The sequence below is a fragment of the Segatella copri genome (genome assembly GCF_949820605.1).
In the GTDB taxonomy this organism is placed as follows: domain Bacteria; phylum Bacteroidota; class Bacteroidia; order Bacteroidales; family Bacteroidaceae; genus Prevotella.
Genome location: NZ_CATKVU010000006.1, coordinates 2,050,870 through 2,066,927, shown reverse-complemented (window position 1 = coordinate 2,066,927; position 16,058 = coordinate 2,050,870). Strand labels below are relative to the sequence as shown.

The following is a 16,058-nucleotide window of genomic DNA, read 5'->3' as shown; positions in this document are numbered from 1 at the left end:
GGGGCATGCCCCCAGCAGGGAGTGGGAATGAAAGTTAAGAACAAGCCTTGACACAGTTTAAATTACACCCCCTTAGGAAATGTTACTATCAAGAATATAGTTTTCGAAGAGAGTTTCAAGACATACGCTCCTACATCATTGAAAGAATTCTTTTATAACTGCAAGACATTGGAAACGATTTCAGGCCTTGAATATTTGAATACAGCGAATATTACGGATATGAGTTCTATGTTCCAGGAATGCTCCAATCTTAAATCTCTTGACTTCACTAACTTCGACACCAAGAATGTATCGAACATGTACTTTATGTTCAATGGATGCTCCACTCTCATCTCGCTCGATCTCACAAACTTCAACACCAAGAATGTATCGAACATGTATGGTATGTTCTGTGACTGCTCAAAACTCACCTCGCTCGACCTCACAAACTTCAACACAGCGAAAGTGACGGATATGGGCTATATGTTCCTTGGTTGCTCCAATCTCACCTCGCTCGACCTCACAAACTTCAACACAGCGAAGGTGACGGATATGCACGGTATGTTCAAAGGTTGCTCTGCTCTCACCTCGCTCGATCTCACAAACTTCAACACAGCGGAGGTGAGGGATATGAACCGTATGTTCTATATGTTAGATGAATCATCCACCGCTCTCACAACCATCTACGTCAGCGATAATTTTGTAACGACCAATGTACAAAATGGTGAGAATATGTTCAAAAATTGTACAAAGCTCAAAGGTTTTAAAAAGTATTTCTTGCTCGCTACCGACCACCAATACGCCAACTACAAGACTGGCTATTTTACTTCTGGATGTGGGTATGCTGAGTTTGACGATGCTACTGGGACTCTTACATTCAGATACAAGGCAGTCAAGCCCAAAGGAGCTTATGATCTAAATGTGCAGGCATTTACGCCACAATGGAATAAATTAGGGACTAATGTGAAGAAGGTGGTCTTCAATGCTTCGTTTGCCAATGCAAGACCAACAATTTGTTATGCGTGGTTCTATAACAGCTCTAATCTGACCACAATAGAAGGCCTTGAGTATCTTAATACCGAGGATGTGACGAATATGGGATTTATGTTCGATGGCTGCTCTGCTTTGAAGTCTTTGAATCTCTCAAAATTCAATACTGCCAAGGTTACTTCTATGAAAAATATGTTCAATAATTGTTCTGCTCTCAAATCATTGAATCTTTCAGGATTCAATACGGCGAAAGTGACAGATATGAACAGTATGTTCCGTTCTTGTTCAGCTTTGGAGTCTTTGGATCTCTCAATGTTCAATACGGCAAGTGTGGGATCAATGCCGTCAATGTTTCGTGGTGCCACTAAGCTCAAGACTCTAAACGTGTCTAGTTTCAATACTGAGAAAGTCAACAATATGGGACACATGTTTGCCTATTGCCCTAACCTGACCTCGCTCGACTTGAGCAGTTTCAATACGAAAGGAGTTGAGTATGTGGACAATATATTCAAGAATTGCTCCAACTTGACCACGATTTATGCAAGTGAGAATTTTGCTTTTGGAAGTGGATTGAAAAATGGTGCAGATATGTTCCTTGGTTGTGATAAGCTCAAAGGTTTTATTGAGTATAACAAGAACACGGACACGGACAAGAACAACAGTAAATTCGCCAACTACAAGACTGGCTATTTCACAAAATTAGTAGGCAAGAATGGTGATGAGAAGATAGGAGCTGTAGGAGAAATTCTTACTGCGGAGAATCTCACTCTTAACGACGACAAGGACTTCGTGGCGTACGAGAAGTTCGCAGCCAAGGATGCAACTTACAACCGCTCGATGAAGACTGGCACCACCTGGGGAACGCTCTGCTTGCCTTTCGCCATTGACCAGAGCAGGGAAACAGAATGTAAGTTCTACAGTCTCACAGGTATTGACAATGATAATGAATGCATCACTCTTGAGAGTTATGAAGGAGCAGAAATCCCTGTCGGCACTCCGGTGCTCTTCAAGATGAATGAGGGTGAGCAGAAACTCAGCATTTCTGCACAAAATGCAGAACTCGTTAAAGAGCCAGTAGCTGGAACAAACACAGATGTCAACCTCGTAGGTTCATTCACCAAGATTGGCGGCAAAGACAATCAGGGTCTTACAGACACCGACTACATCATCGGCAAGGATAAGTTCTGGCTTGTCTATGAGTTGAAAAAAAATGGCAATAGCAAGGGCGTGGGTATCAAACCGATGCGTGCATACATCCATCCAGCCACAGTATCTCAGGCAAGAGCAGCCATGCTGAGCATCGGAAAGGGTGATGGCACTACTGCCATTGACAACCTCAACGCTATCAGCAACGATGCCAATGCAGAATACTATGATGCGAATGGTCGTCGTACCAATGGTCTGCAGAAGGGTCTGAACATCGTGAAGCGTGGCAGCAAGACTTATAAAATCATGGTTAAGTAAAGAATTTTAAAATCAAAAGGATATGAAAAAGAAAGAATATACAAAGCCAGAGATGCAGGTGGTAAACATCACCTCTTGCACCCTCCTTGCAGCATCTACTATGCAGCAAGGAAAAGGTGACAGTGGTAGACCAGAAATGGAAGACGACTGGTATTATGGTGATTAACAGTCATTATAACGCCTAACGGCAAAATTCAGGAAGCCCCCGGTGCTATACGCATCGGGGGCTTTTACCATTTAATCTATTATATTCCATACTGTTATGTTTTATTATTATCGTTCACAAAGATAATCTTTCTGAACTATAATTCCAAATATTTGAGCAACAATTAGTTGCTTGTTATTGTTATTTAACTCTTAATCGAAATCATTAAGTAGTATTTGCATGTTCTTTATCTTCATATAAAGAAGATTCTTCGGTGAAAAGCAAGTTGCCAAAGGATTTAATATCCTTGTTCTCCTTTTGTTGGTTCATTTTCAGATTAGGCGGAACAGGGTTAGGGTTCACCGAGGAAGTAGAGGATGTGGGAGACTTGCATCGGGGTGAACTCCTTGCAGTTCTTGCCGTAACCGGTGGCGGCGAGCTTCTGGAGAAGGTCGGGGATGCGCTGGATCCATCGCATCAGGTGAGCACTGGCTACCGCTGGAGTAGCATCGGGAAAATACAGGAGAGCTAGCTCTTGCTTGGTATAACTTCTTAAATCCATAGTTTTGTTTGATTTTTATGAGGGTTATGAATGAGGATGCGGTTCATAAGCTACTGACTTTTGCATCGTAAGTCTCTGACTTTTTCATCGTAAGTCTCTGACTTTTGAACTATAAGTCTCTGACTTTTGCACCGTAAGTCCTTGGTTTCCGTTTCGGAAGTAACTGGCTTCCGGGTGACAGGGTGACAGGGGTGACAGGGAATTCTGAAGATTTACTCTCGCGCGGGCAGGCAGGAAAAATTAGGCCGAAAGTTCCTGCCTGCCCGCGTGCGAGGCGAAATGTTGAAAAACTCGTGTCACCGTGTCACCGTGTCACCCTGAACCGGATGGAACCGATGGTTTGGAGGAACGGCTAGAAGGGGGCATCATCATCGCATTGCTGCGAGTTGATGCAGAGGGATACCTGGTAAGCCTTGATTTCCTCGGCAGTACGGATAATCGCCCTGTAACCACGGTTGTAGGTGGTGCGCATCTTTTCGAATCCGAGATCATTGAAAGCCTTGCCCAGTTTCGAACTGTTCAGCTTCTGTGAGAGGTTGCAACTGATGATCTGCATCGCTCTGGCTATGGACACGAACTCCCCTGTCTCCGCCTCCGTTGGCTTTCGGAAGTAGAGATCCACAAGTTCCTGTTCTAGTCTGGGCGCCTCAAAAGCGCGGTTGTGCCGGTTCTGCTTTTCTATCTCCTCGTCGGTGAACCAGTAGCGGAAATCACTCTTGTAGAGGGCGTAAGCCTGGGCGTAGATGCCTTCGTAATTGAACGGATGCTCACGGGGTGAGAGGATGCTCTCTATCTCGTAGGGCAGCTAGCGACGGTTACCGGTAGGGTCGCTCAAAAACTCGGGATTGTTGCCCGTGCCGCAGAAGGTGTTGATATGCTTGCGCTGCTCGGCATAATGGCCGTATGCCGCTCTTTCGTTGGTATACTGCATCGTTACCACAGCCTTCAGCTGGTTCAGTTCCGACGGATTCATCGTGTCGAGCTCTTCATAACAGATGAGTGCATACTGTGAAAGGGCGATGATATCATCCTTCGTCATGCGCCTGGCATTCGCCTTCGTAGCGGTAGATGACGCGCAGTCCGTTGCCGCTCATGGTAACGTAGCAGAGCAGGGTGTGGGCATCGTGGCAGATTCTCTCTTTGAGCGAGTGCAGGGTGCCGTCATCCGGTTTTTCTGTGATGTGGTCGAAGTCGACCAGCGACAGATGTGTGAGGCTCCGGATGTTGTCCTTGCCTTTTCCGCCTTCGAAGATGCAGGCTACGGCGAAGAGAGGTGCATCGTGTTTGTACGACTTATTCCCCGTTTTCCGGTAAGACTCGGTGAAAAACCTGAGTTTCTCATCTTCCTTCATGAAGGTTACCAGGCCTTCCAACTGGCCAGGTGAAGGAATCTTGCTGGCCATGTTAATGAATGTACTGATGTTCATCATCTCCTAAAAATTTTATATTGTTATACTATATATGTATCAGTTATTCGTTTTATTATAGGTAAGCAGATTGTTGAATCTGTTTTACATGGTGCAAAGATAATAAAAAGAAAATAAAAAAGAGTTCCCGTAGTGGGAACTCGTATACAATAATTATAAACAATTTTAAAAAATTAAACAATGAAGATTGTTAATTTTCTAGCAGACAACAGCCGTTTCGGTGTTGTTCTGAGTGAAGAGATGAAGAACCATCATGTATCTGGTTCTGATCTGATGTTTTATGCTGGGATGCATAAGGAAAACATTTATGCAATCTAAAAGGGTAAGGGCGATCATGCGCTCAGTGTTTATGTGAGGATTGTTTCAGCTCTTCGGTACTTTATCGAAGACTCGGCAGAATACGCCCGAGTAAAGCAACGACTTATCGAAGCAGCCTTCGATGATGGTTACTTTTTTAATAAATAATACTTTTGAATTGGATTTTTAAATTAAAAAGTGGAATCCGGCGGTTGCCGGATTCCACAGATATCGTAATGTTTTCGACGTTTCGCAAGTTTATGCCCCACACGCCCTGAACCAATGGTCACCGGCCGAAGGGAACGGTAAAGGGCAGAAGCTTCTGGAGCTTTTGGGTCTTCAGCTCGTTCTTGAACCACATGCGAAAGTTCAGCAGTTTATGTTCGGGGGATTTGCTGGTAATTCGCTGATAACTTGCAGATTTGTTGCGATTTTCTTGGTGGTTTCGAAGAAAAAGTGTATTTTTGCGGCAGATTACAATCAAAGAATTTTAAAAAAGAACTGTTATGGATACATTGGATAAAGAATTTTGGGAAAAACGTGAAGCAGTTATGAAAAGATTTATGGCAGCTAAAGAACGTAAAAAGGCTCGTGTAGCCGAAATCACTAAGAGCCTTTGTGAGGAATATAAGGAGCGCACGGGAGTATATCCTAAATATATAAATGTTTGGTAATGAAACCACTTTCTTTGGATATAATTAATGCTTCTGCTCCTTATGAGGTTTATTGGCATGAAAAGTCTCGAACTTATCGCTTTAAAAGTGATTTTGGTGTGGTACTTGCCATTGGTTTTGATGATGATGACATAATTGAAAATGCAGAATCATATGTCTTTTCTATCATCAATGTAAATAAAATACCTTCTCCACGAGACCTGAAAATGCGTGATACCATGATGCTTATCATTGAGAACTTCTTTAATATAAATGAAGCTGCTCTCTTGTATATTTGTGAGAATGGAGATGGTAAACAGCTTATGCGAAGCCGCCTGTTTGAATATTGGTTTTCTTCTTATCAAATGAAAGATAAGTTTATCTTAATGCCTGTCAGCATCGAAGATATGGATGGTGTTGAAAACTTTGCTGCTTTAATTATTAGAAAAGATAATCCGAATATTTTAGATATTGTAGCAGAATTTTCAAACACTGTGGCTATGCTTAGGGTAAAACCTAATAGTCAGGATTAACTTCTTGCTATCCATATACACCAATTGTGATAAAAACACGTAAAAGAAGTAGGGGGCATAAACTTAAACAGACCGATGTGAACGAGAGTTCATCTCGGTCTGTTTAAGTTTATGCCCTTCCTGTCAAAACAATTTATAGGTAGTGCGTAGCACTTTGAACTCGGTTCGGCGGTTCAGCTGGTTGCAGATTTCCTGATGCTCCTTGCTCTGCTTCAGGATAAATTCTTCGCTGAGCACATCGCCTTCTTTGAGCCAAGGATACTTCTCGGTAAGTTTCTTGCGCACATTCTTCGGCTTCTCCTTGCCGTAGCCCACAGGGGTGAGGCGCTCTTTCTCTATGCCGTGTTTTATCAGATAATCTACTACCGATTGGGCGCGGCGCTGAGACAGATGTTTGTTATATTCGCTGTTTCCCTTGTAGTCGCAATGGGCGCTGAGTTCGATGGTAACGTGCGGGTTCTCTTTCAGCAGCGTTACCAGCTGGTCGAGGGCTGTTGTACTGGCTTCGGTAAGGGTTGCCTTGTCGAAATCGTAGAAGATGTTGTCGATGAGTACAGGGGCTGTGATGGAAGCCAGCGGGAACTGGAGCACGTATTCCTTACTCTCTTTAGCCGAATCAACCCGAAGTTCTTCCTTGTGGTTGAGGTAGCCTTTGCAGGATGCCATCACCAGGTAGTCGACATGCGGATTGATAGGGAGGATAAACGAACCGTCGCCCTTGACGGATAGTTTCCTGTTTGTTCCGTCGTTGCCTACGATTCTCACCTCGGCGGCAGGCAGTTCATAACCGTCTTTCTCGTAAACCCATCCCTTCATCGTGGTAACAATCTCCGGATTCTCGAAGGAGTAGATATGATCGTAGCCTCTTCCGTCTTTTCTGTTAGAGCAGAAGAAACCCTGGTTGTGGAGCCCCTCGAAAGTCATTCCGAAGTCATCGGCTTCTGTATTCAGCGGATAGCCGGGGTGGGTGAGTTCATATTTCCGGGTGAGGGAATTTACTTTGGCGATATAGATGTCGAGTCCGCCCATTCCTACATGACCATTGCTGCTGAAGTAGAAGTCGCCGTTAGGACGGAAGGTAGGGAACATCTCATCGCCTGGGGTGTTGATAGGCTCGCCCAGATTCTCTACGCCGCCCAGTCCGGCAGGGGTGATGCGCACTCGCCAGATGTCGAGACCGCCCTTTCCGCCCGGCATGTCTGATACGAAATAGAGCCATTCGCCATCAGGAGAGATGGCTGGATGGGCAAAGCAACTGAGTGTATCTTTGCTGATTTGCAGATTTGTAGGCTTGCTCCAGGCTGCATCTGAGCGGTTGGAGGTTACTATCTGGGCTAAGCGGGGCGAAGTGGGATCGGTGGTACACTGGGTGAGGTACATCTGCTTGCCGTCTGGGGTAAAGCAGCATGCGCCCTCTTCGTAGTCGGTATTGAGACCGGTTCCGATGGCTTCCGGCTTGCTCCATTTGCCTTTGTCGTTCTTTTCAGAGAAGAAGATGTCGGCAGATTTCGTTCCCGTCACTCCGTTCAGGTCGTTGCCCTGGGCTTCGTTGCGGGTTGAGGTGAAATAGAGCTGACTGTTGTCATCGCTGAGGAACATCGGCGAATAGTCGTCTCTTCGGGAGTTGAAAACATCCATCCGCTTTACCTTGTACCGGCTTCCTTCCTTCTTCCAGACTGGGGCTTTTCGTGCCGATTCGAGTCCGTTCTTTACCAGCATGTTGTCGGGCATGGAATCGAGCAGGAATTCGAATTCCTTGGCAGCCTGTCTGTAACTTCCGTTCTTCAGGAGAAGCCGGGCGTAAGCCAAGCGGTCGTTGAGGTCTGCCTGCTTGTATCGGATGGCATTGCTGTAGGCTGCCAGTGCCTTTGGCGTACTGTTGATTTTATCATAGCAGCGTGCCATCTTCAGAGCCACCTTGCCCCGGGCAGCCCGCTCTTTTGCAGGTGTCTTGGTGTACACCTTTTTATATTGGGTTGCCGCATCGTAGTATTCGCCTAAAGAAAGATGCTTGTCTGCTTTCTTCAGGTTCTGGTCAATGCCGCAACTTATCAGAAAGAGGCAGCTGATTGCTGTTATGATTTGATAAAATCTTATTTGTTTCATATTGATTTACATCTGCGAGAATGGCTGACGATATTGGCAGCCTGCCTTCCAGTTGCTGCAGCCATAGGCGGTCTTGCCCTTGATGATGACGCCCTTGCCACAGAGCGGACATGGTTTGCCAACCATTGGGTCGGCAGCTGGATCCGGCTGAGCAGGAGCATTCTGAGAATCTGTATTCTGTGCTGCAGCCTTATCGGCTTTCTTGGCTGGAGCCTTTCGGGCAGCCGGTTTCTTGGCAGCTGGTTTCTTCTTGAGGTCTTCCTCTGTCATGATGGTCACTCTCCGGTTGCTGTTGTCTGACAATACATCGAGGACAATCTTGTTGATCTGTTCTTTCAGTCCGTTGATGAAGTCGGCAGGATCGTAGGTCTTGTGTTCGATGTCGCGGAGTTTCTTCTCCCAGATACCGGTCAGCTCGCAACTCTTCAGCAGTTCCTCATGGATGGTGTCAATGAGTTCGATGCCTGTCGGGGTTGCCATCAGATTCTTGCGCTGGCGACGGATGTAGTGGCGTTTGAAGAGGGTCTCGATGATGCTGGCACGGGAGGAAGGTCGGCCGATTCCGTTCTCCTTCAATGCAGCACGCAGCTCTTCGTCTTCTACGAATTTACCGGCTGTCTCCATCGCACGCAGCAGGGTTGCCTCGGTATAAAACTTAGGTGGCGTGGTCCATTTCTCCGTCAGGGTAGGCTGATGTTCTCCCGATTCGCCTTTTGTGAAGGATGGGAGGGTTCTTTCTTCTACCACTTCCTTCTTGGCACCATTACCTGAGTCTGCATTTCCGTTGGCGTTATCTGAAGCATCATCGTCATCAGCATTCTTTACATCCTTGGCATAGACTACTCGCCAGCCTGGTTCGAGAATCTCCTTACCGCTCACCTTGAACTCTATCTTCTCCGGTTTCGGTCCGTCTTCGTTGATGACTTCGCCCAAAACGGTGGTGGTGGAGAATTTACAGTCCGGATAGAACACGCTGATGAAACGCTTGGCGATGAGATCATACACGTTTGCCTCCATATCGGTGAGTCCGGTTGGCGGAACACCGGTTGGGATGATGGCGTGGTGGTCGGTTACCTTGCTATTATCGAAAACCTTCTTGCTCTTCGGCAATTTCTTGCTGATTGTTGCGAGCTGCTGGATAAGCGGGAGGTATTTCTGCTGACTCATGATCTTTGCCTGACTCACTCCGTTCAGAATCTGCGGACATTTCGGATAGATATCGTCGGTCAGGAACTGGGTGTCTACACGAGGATAAGTGGTGTACTTCTTCTCGTAGAGACTCTGGATGAGCTTCAGCGTAATATCGGCAGAGTAAGCAAACTTCTTGTTACAATCCACCTGCAGCGAGGTGAGGTCGTAGAGATGAGGTGGCGCCTCGTTTCCCTTCTTCTTGCTTACATCTGTAACCGTGAAGGGTTTGCCAGCGATGGTGCTGAAAGCCTTCTCGCCTTCCTCCTTGCTGGTAAACTTGCCGCTGGTGGCGGTAAACTGAGTGTCGCGGTAGATGGTGGCGAGTACCCAGTAAGGTTCGGAAACGAAGTTGTCGATTTCCTTCTGTCGGTTCACGATGAGGGCAAGGGTAGGGGTCTGCACCCGGCCGATGCTGAGCACCTGTCGGTTCTGACCGTATTTCAATGTGTAAAGTCGGGTGGCATTCATACCGAGAATCCAGTCGCCGATGGCACGGGAAAGTCCGGCAAGATAGAGTGACTGATATTCTCCCTGGTCTTTCAGTTCCTGGAAGCCCTGCTTGATGGCTTCATCGGTCATGGATGAAATCCACAGTCTCTTGACCGGGCATTTTGCCTGTGCCTTCTGCATCACCCATCTCTGGATAAGCTCTCCTTCCTGCCCGGCGTCACCGCAGTTGATGATGCTGTCGGCAGCCTGCATCAGTTTCTCGATGGTAGCAAACTGTTTCTTGATGCCTTCATCGTTGATGAGCTTGATGCCGAATCGCTGTGGAATCATCGGCAACGCCGCAAGGCTCCAATGTTTCCACATCGGAGTATAATCATCCGGTTCCTTCAGCTCACAAAGGTGGCCGAAGGTCCATGTTACTTGGTAACCATTACCTTCCATATAACCGTCGCGTGCCGTGGTAGCCCCGATGATTCGGGCGATATCCTTAGCCACGCTCGGTTTCTCTGCTATACAAACTATCATGTTTTATTCTTATTTCTGTTTGCAAAGGTACAATAAAATAATGAGATAGCCATCATTTCGCCTCCTTTTTCTCATTGCCGGGAATAAAATAAAAGCCCTATAAGGCTTGGAGGGTGTGGCATAATATAGAAAAGGCACGGATTACTCGTACTCCTGCCAGCTCTTAATCTGAAGCTGGTCCTGGCTCAATGTGCAGAATGCCTCGATGAAGGCGGAAGCCAGACGGGCATTGGTGAACAGGGGAATGTTGTGGTCGATGGCGCCACGACGGATTCTATTTCAGAATGCAAAGTTACGCTATTTATTGATTATTCCAAATTTTCAGCAATTCTTTACAGTTAAATAACATCAATTATTATTATTTCTTCTCTAGAATGTCGTATTTTTGCAATTATTTTGTTACTTTTGCAACGGCTTTTAGTCATGTAGAAAAAGAATAAAAAATAGCAAACAAGATAAATATAACAACAATGAAAGTCGGATTATTCGTCCCTTGTTATGTGGATGCCCTTTACCCTGAAGCGGGTGTGGCTACATACAAGTTGCTTAAGCATTACGGACTAGACGTGGGTTATCCCGAAAAACAGACTTGCTGCGGCCAGCCAATGGCTAATGCCGGTTTTCAGGACAAGTCGGAGAAGGTCATAGAGACATTTGATGAGCTGTTCAAGGATTACGATTATATCGTAGCTCCTTCTGCCTCATGTGCCGCTTACGTAAAGGTGTATTATCCTAAAATCCTTGAGGGTAAGCACGAGTGTATTTCCTCAAATAAAATCATGGATGTTGTGGAGTTCCTTCACGATGTGCTGAAGGTGGATCATGTGCCGGGAAAGTTCCCGCATGTGGTGAGTGTACACAACAGTTGTCACGGTGTGCGCGAACTGGGATTGTCATCTCCTTCTGAGCGCCACATCAAGCCGTTCAACAAGATTATCGACCTTTTAAATATGGTGGAAGGCATTACCATCCACGAACCGGAGCGCAAGGATGAGTGCTGCGGATTCGGCGGTATGTTCTCTATTGAGGAACCTGCCGTTTCTACCCGTATGGGCGAGGACAAGATCAAGCGCCACATGGCTACAGGCGCTGAGTATGTAACGGGTCCGGATTCTTCCTGCCTGATGCACATGGCGGGAATCGCCAAGAAAGAGAATATGCCGATCAAGTTTATTCATGTTGTTCAAATATTAGCTGCAGGACTATGAGTACAGAACATTCCAAGAGAGCTGCGAAGTTTACGCAGAATGTAGAGAAGACCACCTGGCACGACGCTACCTTCTGGTCTGTTCGTCAGAAGAGAGATAAAATGGCGCAGGAACTTCCTGAGTGGGAAGACCTACGTGAGCATGCGTCTGAAATCAAGATGCACACGATTACCCATCTTGCCGATTACCTCGATATGTTTTCCAAGAATCTGGAGAGCCGTGGTGTAAAGGTTCACTGGGCAAAGGATGCGCAGGAATTCAATGAGATTGTGCTCGGTATCCTGAAGGATCATAACGTGAAGAAGATGGTGAAGTCGAAGTCGATGCTCACCGAGGAGTGCGAGATGAATCCTTATCTGGAGCAGCACGGTATTGACGTGGTGGAGACCGATCTGGGTGAGCGTATCCTCCAGCTTCTGGGTCAGAAGCCTAGCCATATCGTGATGCCTGCCATCCACCTGAAGCGTGAGGAGGTAGGTAAGATGTTCGAGGAGAAGGGTATCTCCAAGGAAATCGGCAACTACGATCCTACTTACCTGACCCGCTGTGCACGTCATCATCTTCGCGACCAGTTTATGGAAGCTGGAGCAGGTATGACCGGATGTAACTTCGGTGTGGCTGCCACTGGCGATTGCGTGGTTTGCACCAACGAGGGTAATGCGGATATGACCACTTCCATGCCTAAGCTCCATATCGTAGCGATGGGTATTGAGAAACTGGTTCCTGATTATAAGTCATTGGCTGTGTTCCAGCGTCTGCTTTGCCGCTGCGGAACCGGTCAGCCTACCACCGCCTTCACTTCTCATTTCCGCCAGGCTCGTCCGGGTGCCGAGATGCATGTGGTATTAGTGGATAACGGCAGAAGTGATATTCTCGCCGATAAGGACCACTGGCAGACGTTGAAGTGTATGCGCTGCGGTGCCTGCATGAACACCTGTCCGGTTTATCGTCGTTCAGGCGGTTACAGTTACACCTATTTTATACCGGGTCCTATTGGTGTGAACCTGGGTATGCTGAAGAATCCTCAGAAGTACAGCGACAATGTTTCTGCCTGCACCTTGTGCTTGTCTTGCGACAATGTCTGTCCTTCCAAGGTAGGACCGGGTTCGCAGATTTACGTATGGCGCCAGAGTCTGGAGAAGTTGGGCAAGGCAGATCCTGTGAAGAAGGCGATGTCGAATGGTATGGAGTATCTCTTCGACCGTCCTGCGCTCTACACCACAGCCCTGAAGTTTGCGCCACTCGCCAACCTGATTCCTGAATGCTGTACGCACTTCAGCAATTGGAATGCCTGGGGCATCGGTCACGCCATGCCTGAGTTTGCAAAGAAGAGTTTTCATCAATTATGGAAGGAGGGGAAAGTAAAATGAAGAAAGAAGATTTCCTGAACAAGTTGCGTAAGAATACGCACGTTCAATTCGATATGCCTGCCGTAGATGTGAAGGGTATCCAGTATGAGGATACGCTGAAACAGTTTATTGAGATGACGGAATCGGTAGGTGGCCATGTGATAGAGGCGAAGGAGGGTGAGAGTCTGGATGAGCTGGTGAAGAAGGCTTATCCGGAAGCCAAGGTCTTTGCCTCTCATCTGCCAGAAATCACGATTGCCCAGAAGAATCCTGATACGGTGGCTGAGGCTAATGACCTGAATGGTACTGATGTGGGTATTGTTCGTGGTGAAGTGGGTGTTGCCGAGAATGGTTGCGTCTGGATTCCTCAGACCATGAAGGAGAAAGCGGTGCTTTTCATCTCGGAATACCTTGTGATATTCCTCGAAAAAGAGAAGATTGTGAACAATATGCATGAGGCTTATGCCCGTATTGAGATGGATCCGAAGTACAATTTCGGTATTTTCATCAGTGGTCCTTCCAAGACTGCCGATATTGAGCAGGCTCTGGTTATGGGTGCGCAAGCTGCTCGTGGTGTGACAGTTATACTCTTGTAAAAGGCAGAAATCCCGAAGCTCACTATCGTGTGAACTTCGGGATTTCTCTTTATACTGTCCATTCATAGGTGTCGTAAACCACGCCTCTTCCTCCGTAACCTTCCTTGTGGGCGATGAGGCCTTCGTTGATCCAGGCTCCCTGCTGTTCCGTAGAACTGCCGAAGTCCAGATAGGGATAATCGGGGTAATCATGATACATAATCTGTTCGTAGATAGCCTCCATGGCTCCGAATTCCTTTCCCTCATCGTTGGTAGAACTATATTGTCCGTGTACCACTTGCTGGGTAATATAAAAGGTGAGGCCTCCTATAATGTGCCCGTTGCGATAAGCATTGTATTGGATGATATTCTCGGGGAATCGACTTTTCAGAAGTTCCATTTCCTGAAGCGTGTGTACCGGTTTGGCACCAAATCGCTTTTCCAGGTTCTCATTCAATACCTCCCAGAATTCCGACAGGCTTGCATCTCTCACTACGGTCACTCCATTCTGATGAGCCTTCTTCAGGCGGCGCAGGTGGTCTTTGCGCCAGCGCAATTTCTGCTGCATGAAGATGGTTGTGCCGATATTGCGGAGCGAAAGATAGGCCTTGCATTTCCAGAAGATGGCGTAGAGATCTTCTTCTGAAGGATGGAGATGATAGATCCAGGGAATAGGACGATACTGTACCTTCTCGAAACCCTGAAGACGCAGATACACATTCAGTTCCTCAAAGAGTTGGCAGACATCTGAAATCGTGACGTGGATGTTCATGATCAGTCCGCCATAGGTGAGTCCGAAATGTGAGCAGAGGGTCTTGCCTACCTGATGGGCTGGCAGGATGGAGTGGAGCTTCCCCTTCTTGAAGAATAGGAGAGAATAGTCCTTGAACCTATCGGAATGGTAATCCATATAGTTGCGGTAAAAGAGAAACGTAGCGTTTCGGGCTTTTGCCACATACTCATCCCATTGCTGGCGATATTCGGGGGTGTATTTGATGATTTCAAACATGATGTCTTGCATATCTGAGGTATTCGTCATATTCGCGTATGTAGTCTTCTTCCTTAAACTTTTGGGAAGCCAGAACCAGACACAATGAGCCGGAAGAGAAATCATCCAGTGTTCGCCAGATATTGACATCTACGAACAGTCCCTCCCAAGGGTGGTTGAGATGATAGGTCTTCTTCTGTTTTCCATTATCCAGTGTTACCGAAAAGGAACCGCTGGCTGCTATGATGAATTCCTGGCATTCCTTGTGAGCATGGCCACCGCGACTTTCTCCGCCCGGAACATCATAGGTCCAGTAGGTACGGGCAATGGCAAAGGGAATATGCGTCTCTCCCTCTGCCACTGTCAGGTTGCCTCTAGGGTCGAATATCTTGGGTAATGTGATAATTCTTCCTAATTCTTTCATGTCTATTTCTTCATGTATGGGTCGGTTCCCAATACAGTCTTTGCCAGACGCTTTGCCTTGTCGCGAAGCTGGTTGAGGTCATCGCCCTTTTCGCCGTAGCAGAGTACGACGCCCATGCGGCGACCTACGTGAGCCTCTGGCTTGCCGAAGATACGGATGCGGGTGTGGTCTTCCTTCAGCGCATCGAGCATATTGTAGTTTAATGGCTCGGTGCTTTCCTCTGGTGAGAGGATGACGGCAGAACAGCCGATGTGCTCCAGATGGATTCCGGCGATAGGCAAGCCCATCACGGCACGGAAGTGGAGCTCAAACTCGCTCAGGTTGGTGGTGTGACCGAGGGTTACCATACCTGTATCGTGTGGACGAGGACTCAATTCTGAGAAGATGACTTCGCCCTGCTTGCTCAGGAAGAACTCTACGCCCCAGAGACCGGCACCTGTCAATGCCTTGGTTACTTCGCCGGCAATGTGCTCAGCCTTCTTCAAAGCCTCTTCAGAAATCTGGAATGGCTGCCAACTCTCGCGGTAGTCGCCGCCCTTCTGTACGTGGCCGATAGGTGGACAGAAGAGGGTAGGACCGTCTTTCTGGGTGACGGTGAGCAGGGTGAACTCAGAATCGAAGTCGATAAATTCCTCGATGATTACTTCCTTCACGTCGCCACGACCTTCTTCCATTGCTTCCTTGTAAGCCTCCTTCAGTTCATCATCGTTGTGAACATAGCTCTGACCATGGCCGCTTGAACTCATCAGAGGTTTCACTACGCATGGGAAACCAATTTCATCGGCAGCGTTCTTAAATTCCTCGAAGGTCTTGGCATAGAAATACTTGGCGGTGCGCAGACCCAGTTTCTTGGCGGCAAGGTCGCGGATGGCACGGCGGTTCATGGTGTAGTTCACGGCACGGGCAGAAGGCACAACCTGGATGCCCTCCTTCTCGAAGTCGAAGAGTCGCTCAGTGCGGATAGCTTCAATCTCAGGCACGATGATGTCTGGGTGATGTTTCTCTACCACTGCGGTCAATGCGTCGCCATCGAGCATCGAGAACACTTCCCGCTCGTCGGCTACCTGCATGGCTGGTGCATTGTCATACTTGTCGCAAGCGATGACGTACTGTCCTGCTCGCTTTGCGGCGATGGTAAATTCTTTGCCCAGTTCGCCTGAGCCCAAAAGCATAATCTTCTTCATTTATATGA

At 47.3% G+C, this 16,058-nt stretch carries 17 protein-coding genes; 8 read left to right on the top strand and 9 right to left on the bottom strand.

Annotated elements, in window-relative coordinates; genetic code table 11:
* Nucleotides 1-138: 138 nt before the first annotated feature.
* A complete protein-coding gene (locus tag RCO84_RS09785) occupies nucleotides 139-2,433 on the top strand; it encodes a BspA family leucine-rich repeat surface protein (RefSeq protein ID WP_317584922.1) in 2,295 nt (764 codons plus the stop codon).
* 22 nt (nucleotides 2,434-2,455) lie between these two features.
* Nucleotides 2,456-2,599 (top strand): hypothetical protein, encoded by a 144-nt coding sequence (locus RCO84_RS09780; RefSeq protein WP_200757134.1) that lies wholly within the window; start codon nucleotides 2,456-2,458, stop codon nucleotides 2,597-2,599.
* Nucleotides 2,600-2,930: 331 nt separating this feature from the next.
* Here RCO84_RS09780 and RCO84_RS09775 read toward each other — a convergent pair whose 3' ends face one another.
* From RCO84_RS09775 to RCO84_RS09760, 4 genes are all read right to left on the bottom strand, one after another.
* Nucleotides 2,931-3,140 carry a DUF4248 domain-containing protein gene (locus RCO84_RS09775; RefSeq protein WP_144152810.1) on the bottom strand — a complete coding sequence of 70 codons (210 nt, stop codon included), beginning with the start codon at nucleotides 3,138-3,140 and terminating at the stop codon, nucleotides 2,931-2,933.
* Between the two features lie 352 nt (nucleotides 3,141-3,492).
* Nucleotides 3,493-3,762: a hypothetical protein gene (locus tag RCO84_RS09770; protein WP_317584920.1), complete on the bottom strand. Its 270-nt coding sequence runs from the start codon at nucleotides 3,760-3,762 to the stop codon at nucleotides 3,493-3,495.
* A 183-nt stretch (nucleotides 3,763-3,945) separates the two neighbouring features.
* A complete protein-coding gene (locus tag RCO84_RS09765; RefSeq protein ID WP_317584918.1) occupies nucleotides 3,946-4,179 on the bottom strand; it encodes a VapE domain-containing protein in 234 nt (77 codons plus the stop codon).
* Nucleotides 4,166-4,570, bottom strand: a complete 405-nt coding sequence (locus RCO84_RS09760) for a BT4734/BF3469 family protein (protein WP_144152814.1) — start codon at nucleotides 4,568-4,570, stop codon at nucleotides 4,166-4,168. The genes RCO84_RS09765 and RCO84_RS09760 overlap by 14 nt, the downstream gene beginning before the upstream one ends.
* Nucleotides 4,571-4,747: 177 nt before the next feature.
* Between RCO84_RS09760 and RCO84_RS09755 the strand changes: the two genes are divergently transcribed.
* From RCO84_RS09755 to RCO84_RS09745, 3 genes are all read left to right on the top strand, one after another.
* Nucleotides 4,748-4,885, top strand: coding sequence for a hypothetical protein (locus RCO84_RS09755; RefSeq protein ID WP_317572611.1), 138 nt, complete (start codon nucleotides 4,748-4,750; stop codon nucleotides 4,883-4,885).
* Between the two features lie 485 nt (nucleotides 4,886-5,370).
* On the top strand, nucleotides 5,371-5,538 hold the full coding sequence (locus RCO84_RS09750; protein ID WP_317572610.1) for a hypothetical protein: 168 nt from the start codon (nucleotides 5,371-5,373) through the stop codon (nucleotides 5,536-5,538).
* Nucleotides 5,538-6,050 (top strand): DUF6169 family protein, encoded by a 513-nt coding sequence (locus RCO84_RS09745; RefSeq protein WP_317584916.1) that lies wholly within the window; start codon nucleotides 5,538-5,540, stop codon nucleotides 6,048-6,050. Before RCO84_RS09750 ends, RCO84_RS09745 begins: the two co-directional genes overlap by 1 nt.
* Nucleotides 6,051-6,173: 123 nt before the next feature.
* Here RCO84_RS09745 and porE read toward each other — a convergent pair whose 3' ends face one another.
* Nucleotides 6,174-8,156, bottom strand: coding sequence for a PorE family type IX secretion system protein (gene porE, locus RCO84_RS09740; RefSeq protein WP_317584914.1), 1,983 nt, complete (start codon nucleotides 8,154-8,156; stop codon nucleotides 6,174-6,176).
* Nucleotides 8,157-8,162: 6 nt separating this feature from the next.
* Entirely contained in the window at nucleotides 8,163-10,322 is a 2,160-nt protein-coding gene (locus RCO84_RS09735) for a DNA topoisomerase 3 (protein WP_317584912.1), read from the bottom strand.
* Between the two features lie 470 nt (nucleotides 10,323-10,792).
* Between RCO84_RS09735 and RCO84_RS09730 the strand changes: the two genes are divergently transcribed.
* Genes RCO84_RS09730 through RCO84_RS09720 form a run of 3 tightly spaced genes read left to right on the top strand, consistent with a single transcriptional unit; the run spans nucleotide 10,793 to nucleotide 13,475 of the window.
* Entirely contained in the window at nucleotides 10,793-11,530 is a 738-nt protein-coding gene (locus RCO84_RS09730) for a (Fe-S)-binding protein (RefSeq protein WP_144152820.1), read from the top strand.
* On the top strand, nucleotides 11,527-12,900 hold the full coding sequence (locus tag RCO84_RS09725; protein WP_317576369.1) for a lactate utilization protein B: 1,374 nt from the start codon (nucleotides 11,527-11,529) through the stop codon (nucleotides 12,898-12,900). The genes RCO84_RS09730 and RCO84_RS09725 overlap by 4 nt, the downstream gene beginning before the upstream one ends.
* Nucleotides 12,897-13,475 carry a LutC/YkgG family protein gene (locus tag RCO84_RS09720; RefSeq protein WP_287587554.1) on the top strand — a complete coding sequence of 193 codons (579 nt, stop codon included), beginning with the start codon at nucleotides 12,897-12,899 and terminating at the stop codon, nucleotides 13,473-13,475. Before RCO84_RS09725 ends, RCO84_RS09720 begins: the two co-directional genes overlap by 4 nt.
* A gap of 49 nt (nucleotides 13,476-13,524) precedes the next feature.
* Here the strand turns inward: RCO84_RS09720 and RCO84_RS09715 are convergent, their stop codons facing one another.
* The 3 genes from RCO84_RS09715 to purT are packed head-to-tail and all read right to left on the bottom strand — an operon-like array spanning nucleotide 13,525 to nucleotide 16,050.
* Nucleotides 13,525-14,493 (bottom strand): GNAT family N-acetyltransferase, encoded by a 969-nt coding sequence (locus RCO84_RS09715; RefSeq protein ID WP_234564011.1) that lies wholly within the window; start codon nucleotides 14,491-14,493, stop codon nucleotides 13,525-13,527.
* Nucleotides 14,456-14,866, bottom strand: a complete 411-nt coding sequence (locus RCO84_RS09710) for a sugar 3,4-ketoisomerase (RefSeq protein ID WP_317584911.1) — start codon at nucleotides 14,864-14,866, stop codon at nucleotides 14,456-14,458. Before RCO84_RS09710 ends, RCO84_RS09715 begins: the two co-directional genes overlap by 38 nt.
* A gap of 2 nt (nucleotides 14,867-14,868) precedes the next feature.
* Entirely contained in the window at nucleotides 14,869-16,050 is a 1,182-nt protein-coding gene (gene purT, locus RCO84_RS09705) for a formate-dependent phosphoribosylglycinamide formyltransferase (RefSeq protein ID WP_144152827.1), read from the bottom strand.
* Nucleotides 16,051-16,058: the final 8 nt, after the last annotated feature.

Bases quoted from the DNA above. Each gene is read 5' to 3' on its own strand.
- RCO84_RS09745 (WP_317584916.1), top strand. From the start codon at position 5,538: ATGAAACCACTTTCTTTGGATATAATTAATGCTTCTGCTCCTTATGAG.
- RCO84_RS09750 (WP_317572610.1), top strand. From the start codon at position 5,371: ATGGATACATTGGATAAAGAATTTTGGGAAAAACGTGAAGCAGTTATG.
- RCO84_RS09755 (WP_317572611.1), top strand. From the start codon at position 4,748: ATGAAGATTGTTAATTTTCTAGCAGACAACAGCCGTTTCGGTGTTGTT.
- RCO84_RS09710 (WP_317584911.1), bottom strand. From the start codon at position 14,866: ATGAAAGAATTAGGAAGAATTATCACATTACCCAAGATATTCGACCCT.
- RCO84_RS09715 (WP_234564011.1), bottom strand. From the start codon at position 14,493: ATGACGAATACCTCAGATATGCAAGACATCATGTTTGAAATCATCAAA.
- RCO84_RS09725 (WP_317576369.1), top strand. From the start codon at position 11,527: ATGAGTACAGAACATTCCAAGAGAGCTGCGAAGTTTACGCAGAATGTA.
- RCO84_RS09730 (WP_144152820.1), top strand. From the start codon at position 10,793: ATGAAAGTCGGATTATTCGTCCCTTGTTATGTGGATGCCCTTTACCCT.
- RCO84_RS09775 (WP_144152810.1), bottom strand. From the start codon at position 3,140: ATGGATTTAAGAAGTTATACCAAGCAAGAGCTAGCTCTCCTGTATTTT.
- RCO84_RS09765 (WP_317584918.1), bottom strand. From the start codon at position 4,179: ATGACGAAGGATGATATCATCGCCCTTTCACAGTATGCACTCATCTGT.
- RCO84_RS09780 (WP_200757134.1), top strand. From the start codon at position 2,456: ATGAAAAAGAAAGAATATACAAAGCCAGAGATGCAGGTGGTAAACATC.
- RCO84_RS09720 (WP_287587554.1), top strand. From the start codon at position 12,897: ATGAAGAAAGAAGATTTCCTGAACAAGTTGCGTAAGAATACGCACGTT.
- porE (WP_317584914.1), bottom strand. From the start codon at position 8,156: ATGAAACAAATAAGATTTTATCAAATCATAACAGCAATCAGCTGCCTC.
- RCO84_RS09735 (WP_317584912.1), bottom strand. From the start codon at position 10,322: ATGATAGTTTGTATAGCAGAGAAACCGAGCGTGGCTAAGGATATCGCC.
- RCO84_RS09760 (WP_144152814.1), bottom strand. From the start codon at position 4,570: ATGATGAACATCAGTACATTCATTAACATGGCCAGCAAGATTCCTTCA.
- purT (WP_144152827.1), bottom strand. From the start codon at position 16,050: ATGAAGAAGATTATGCTTTTGGGCTCAGGCGAACTGGGCAAAGAATTT.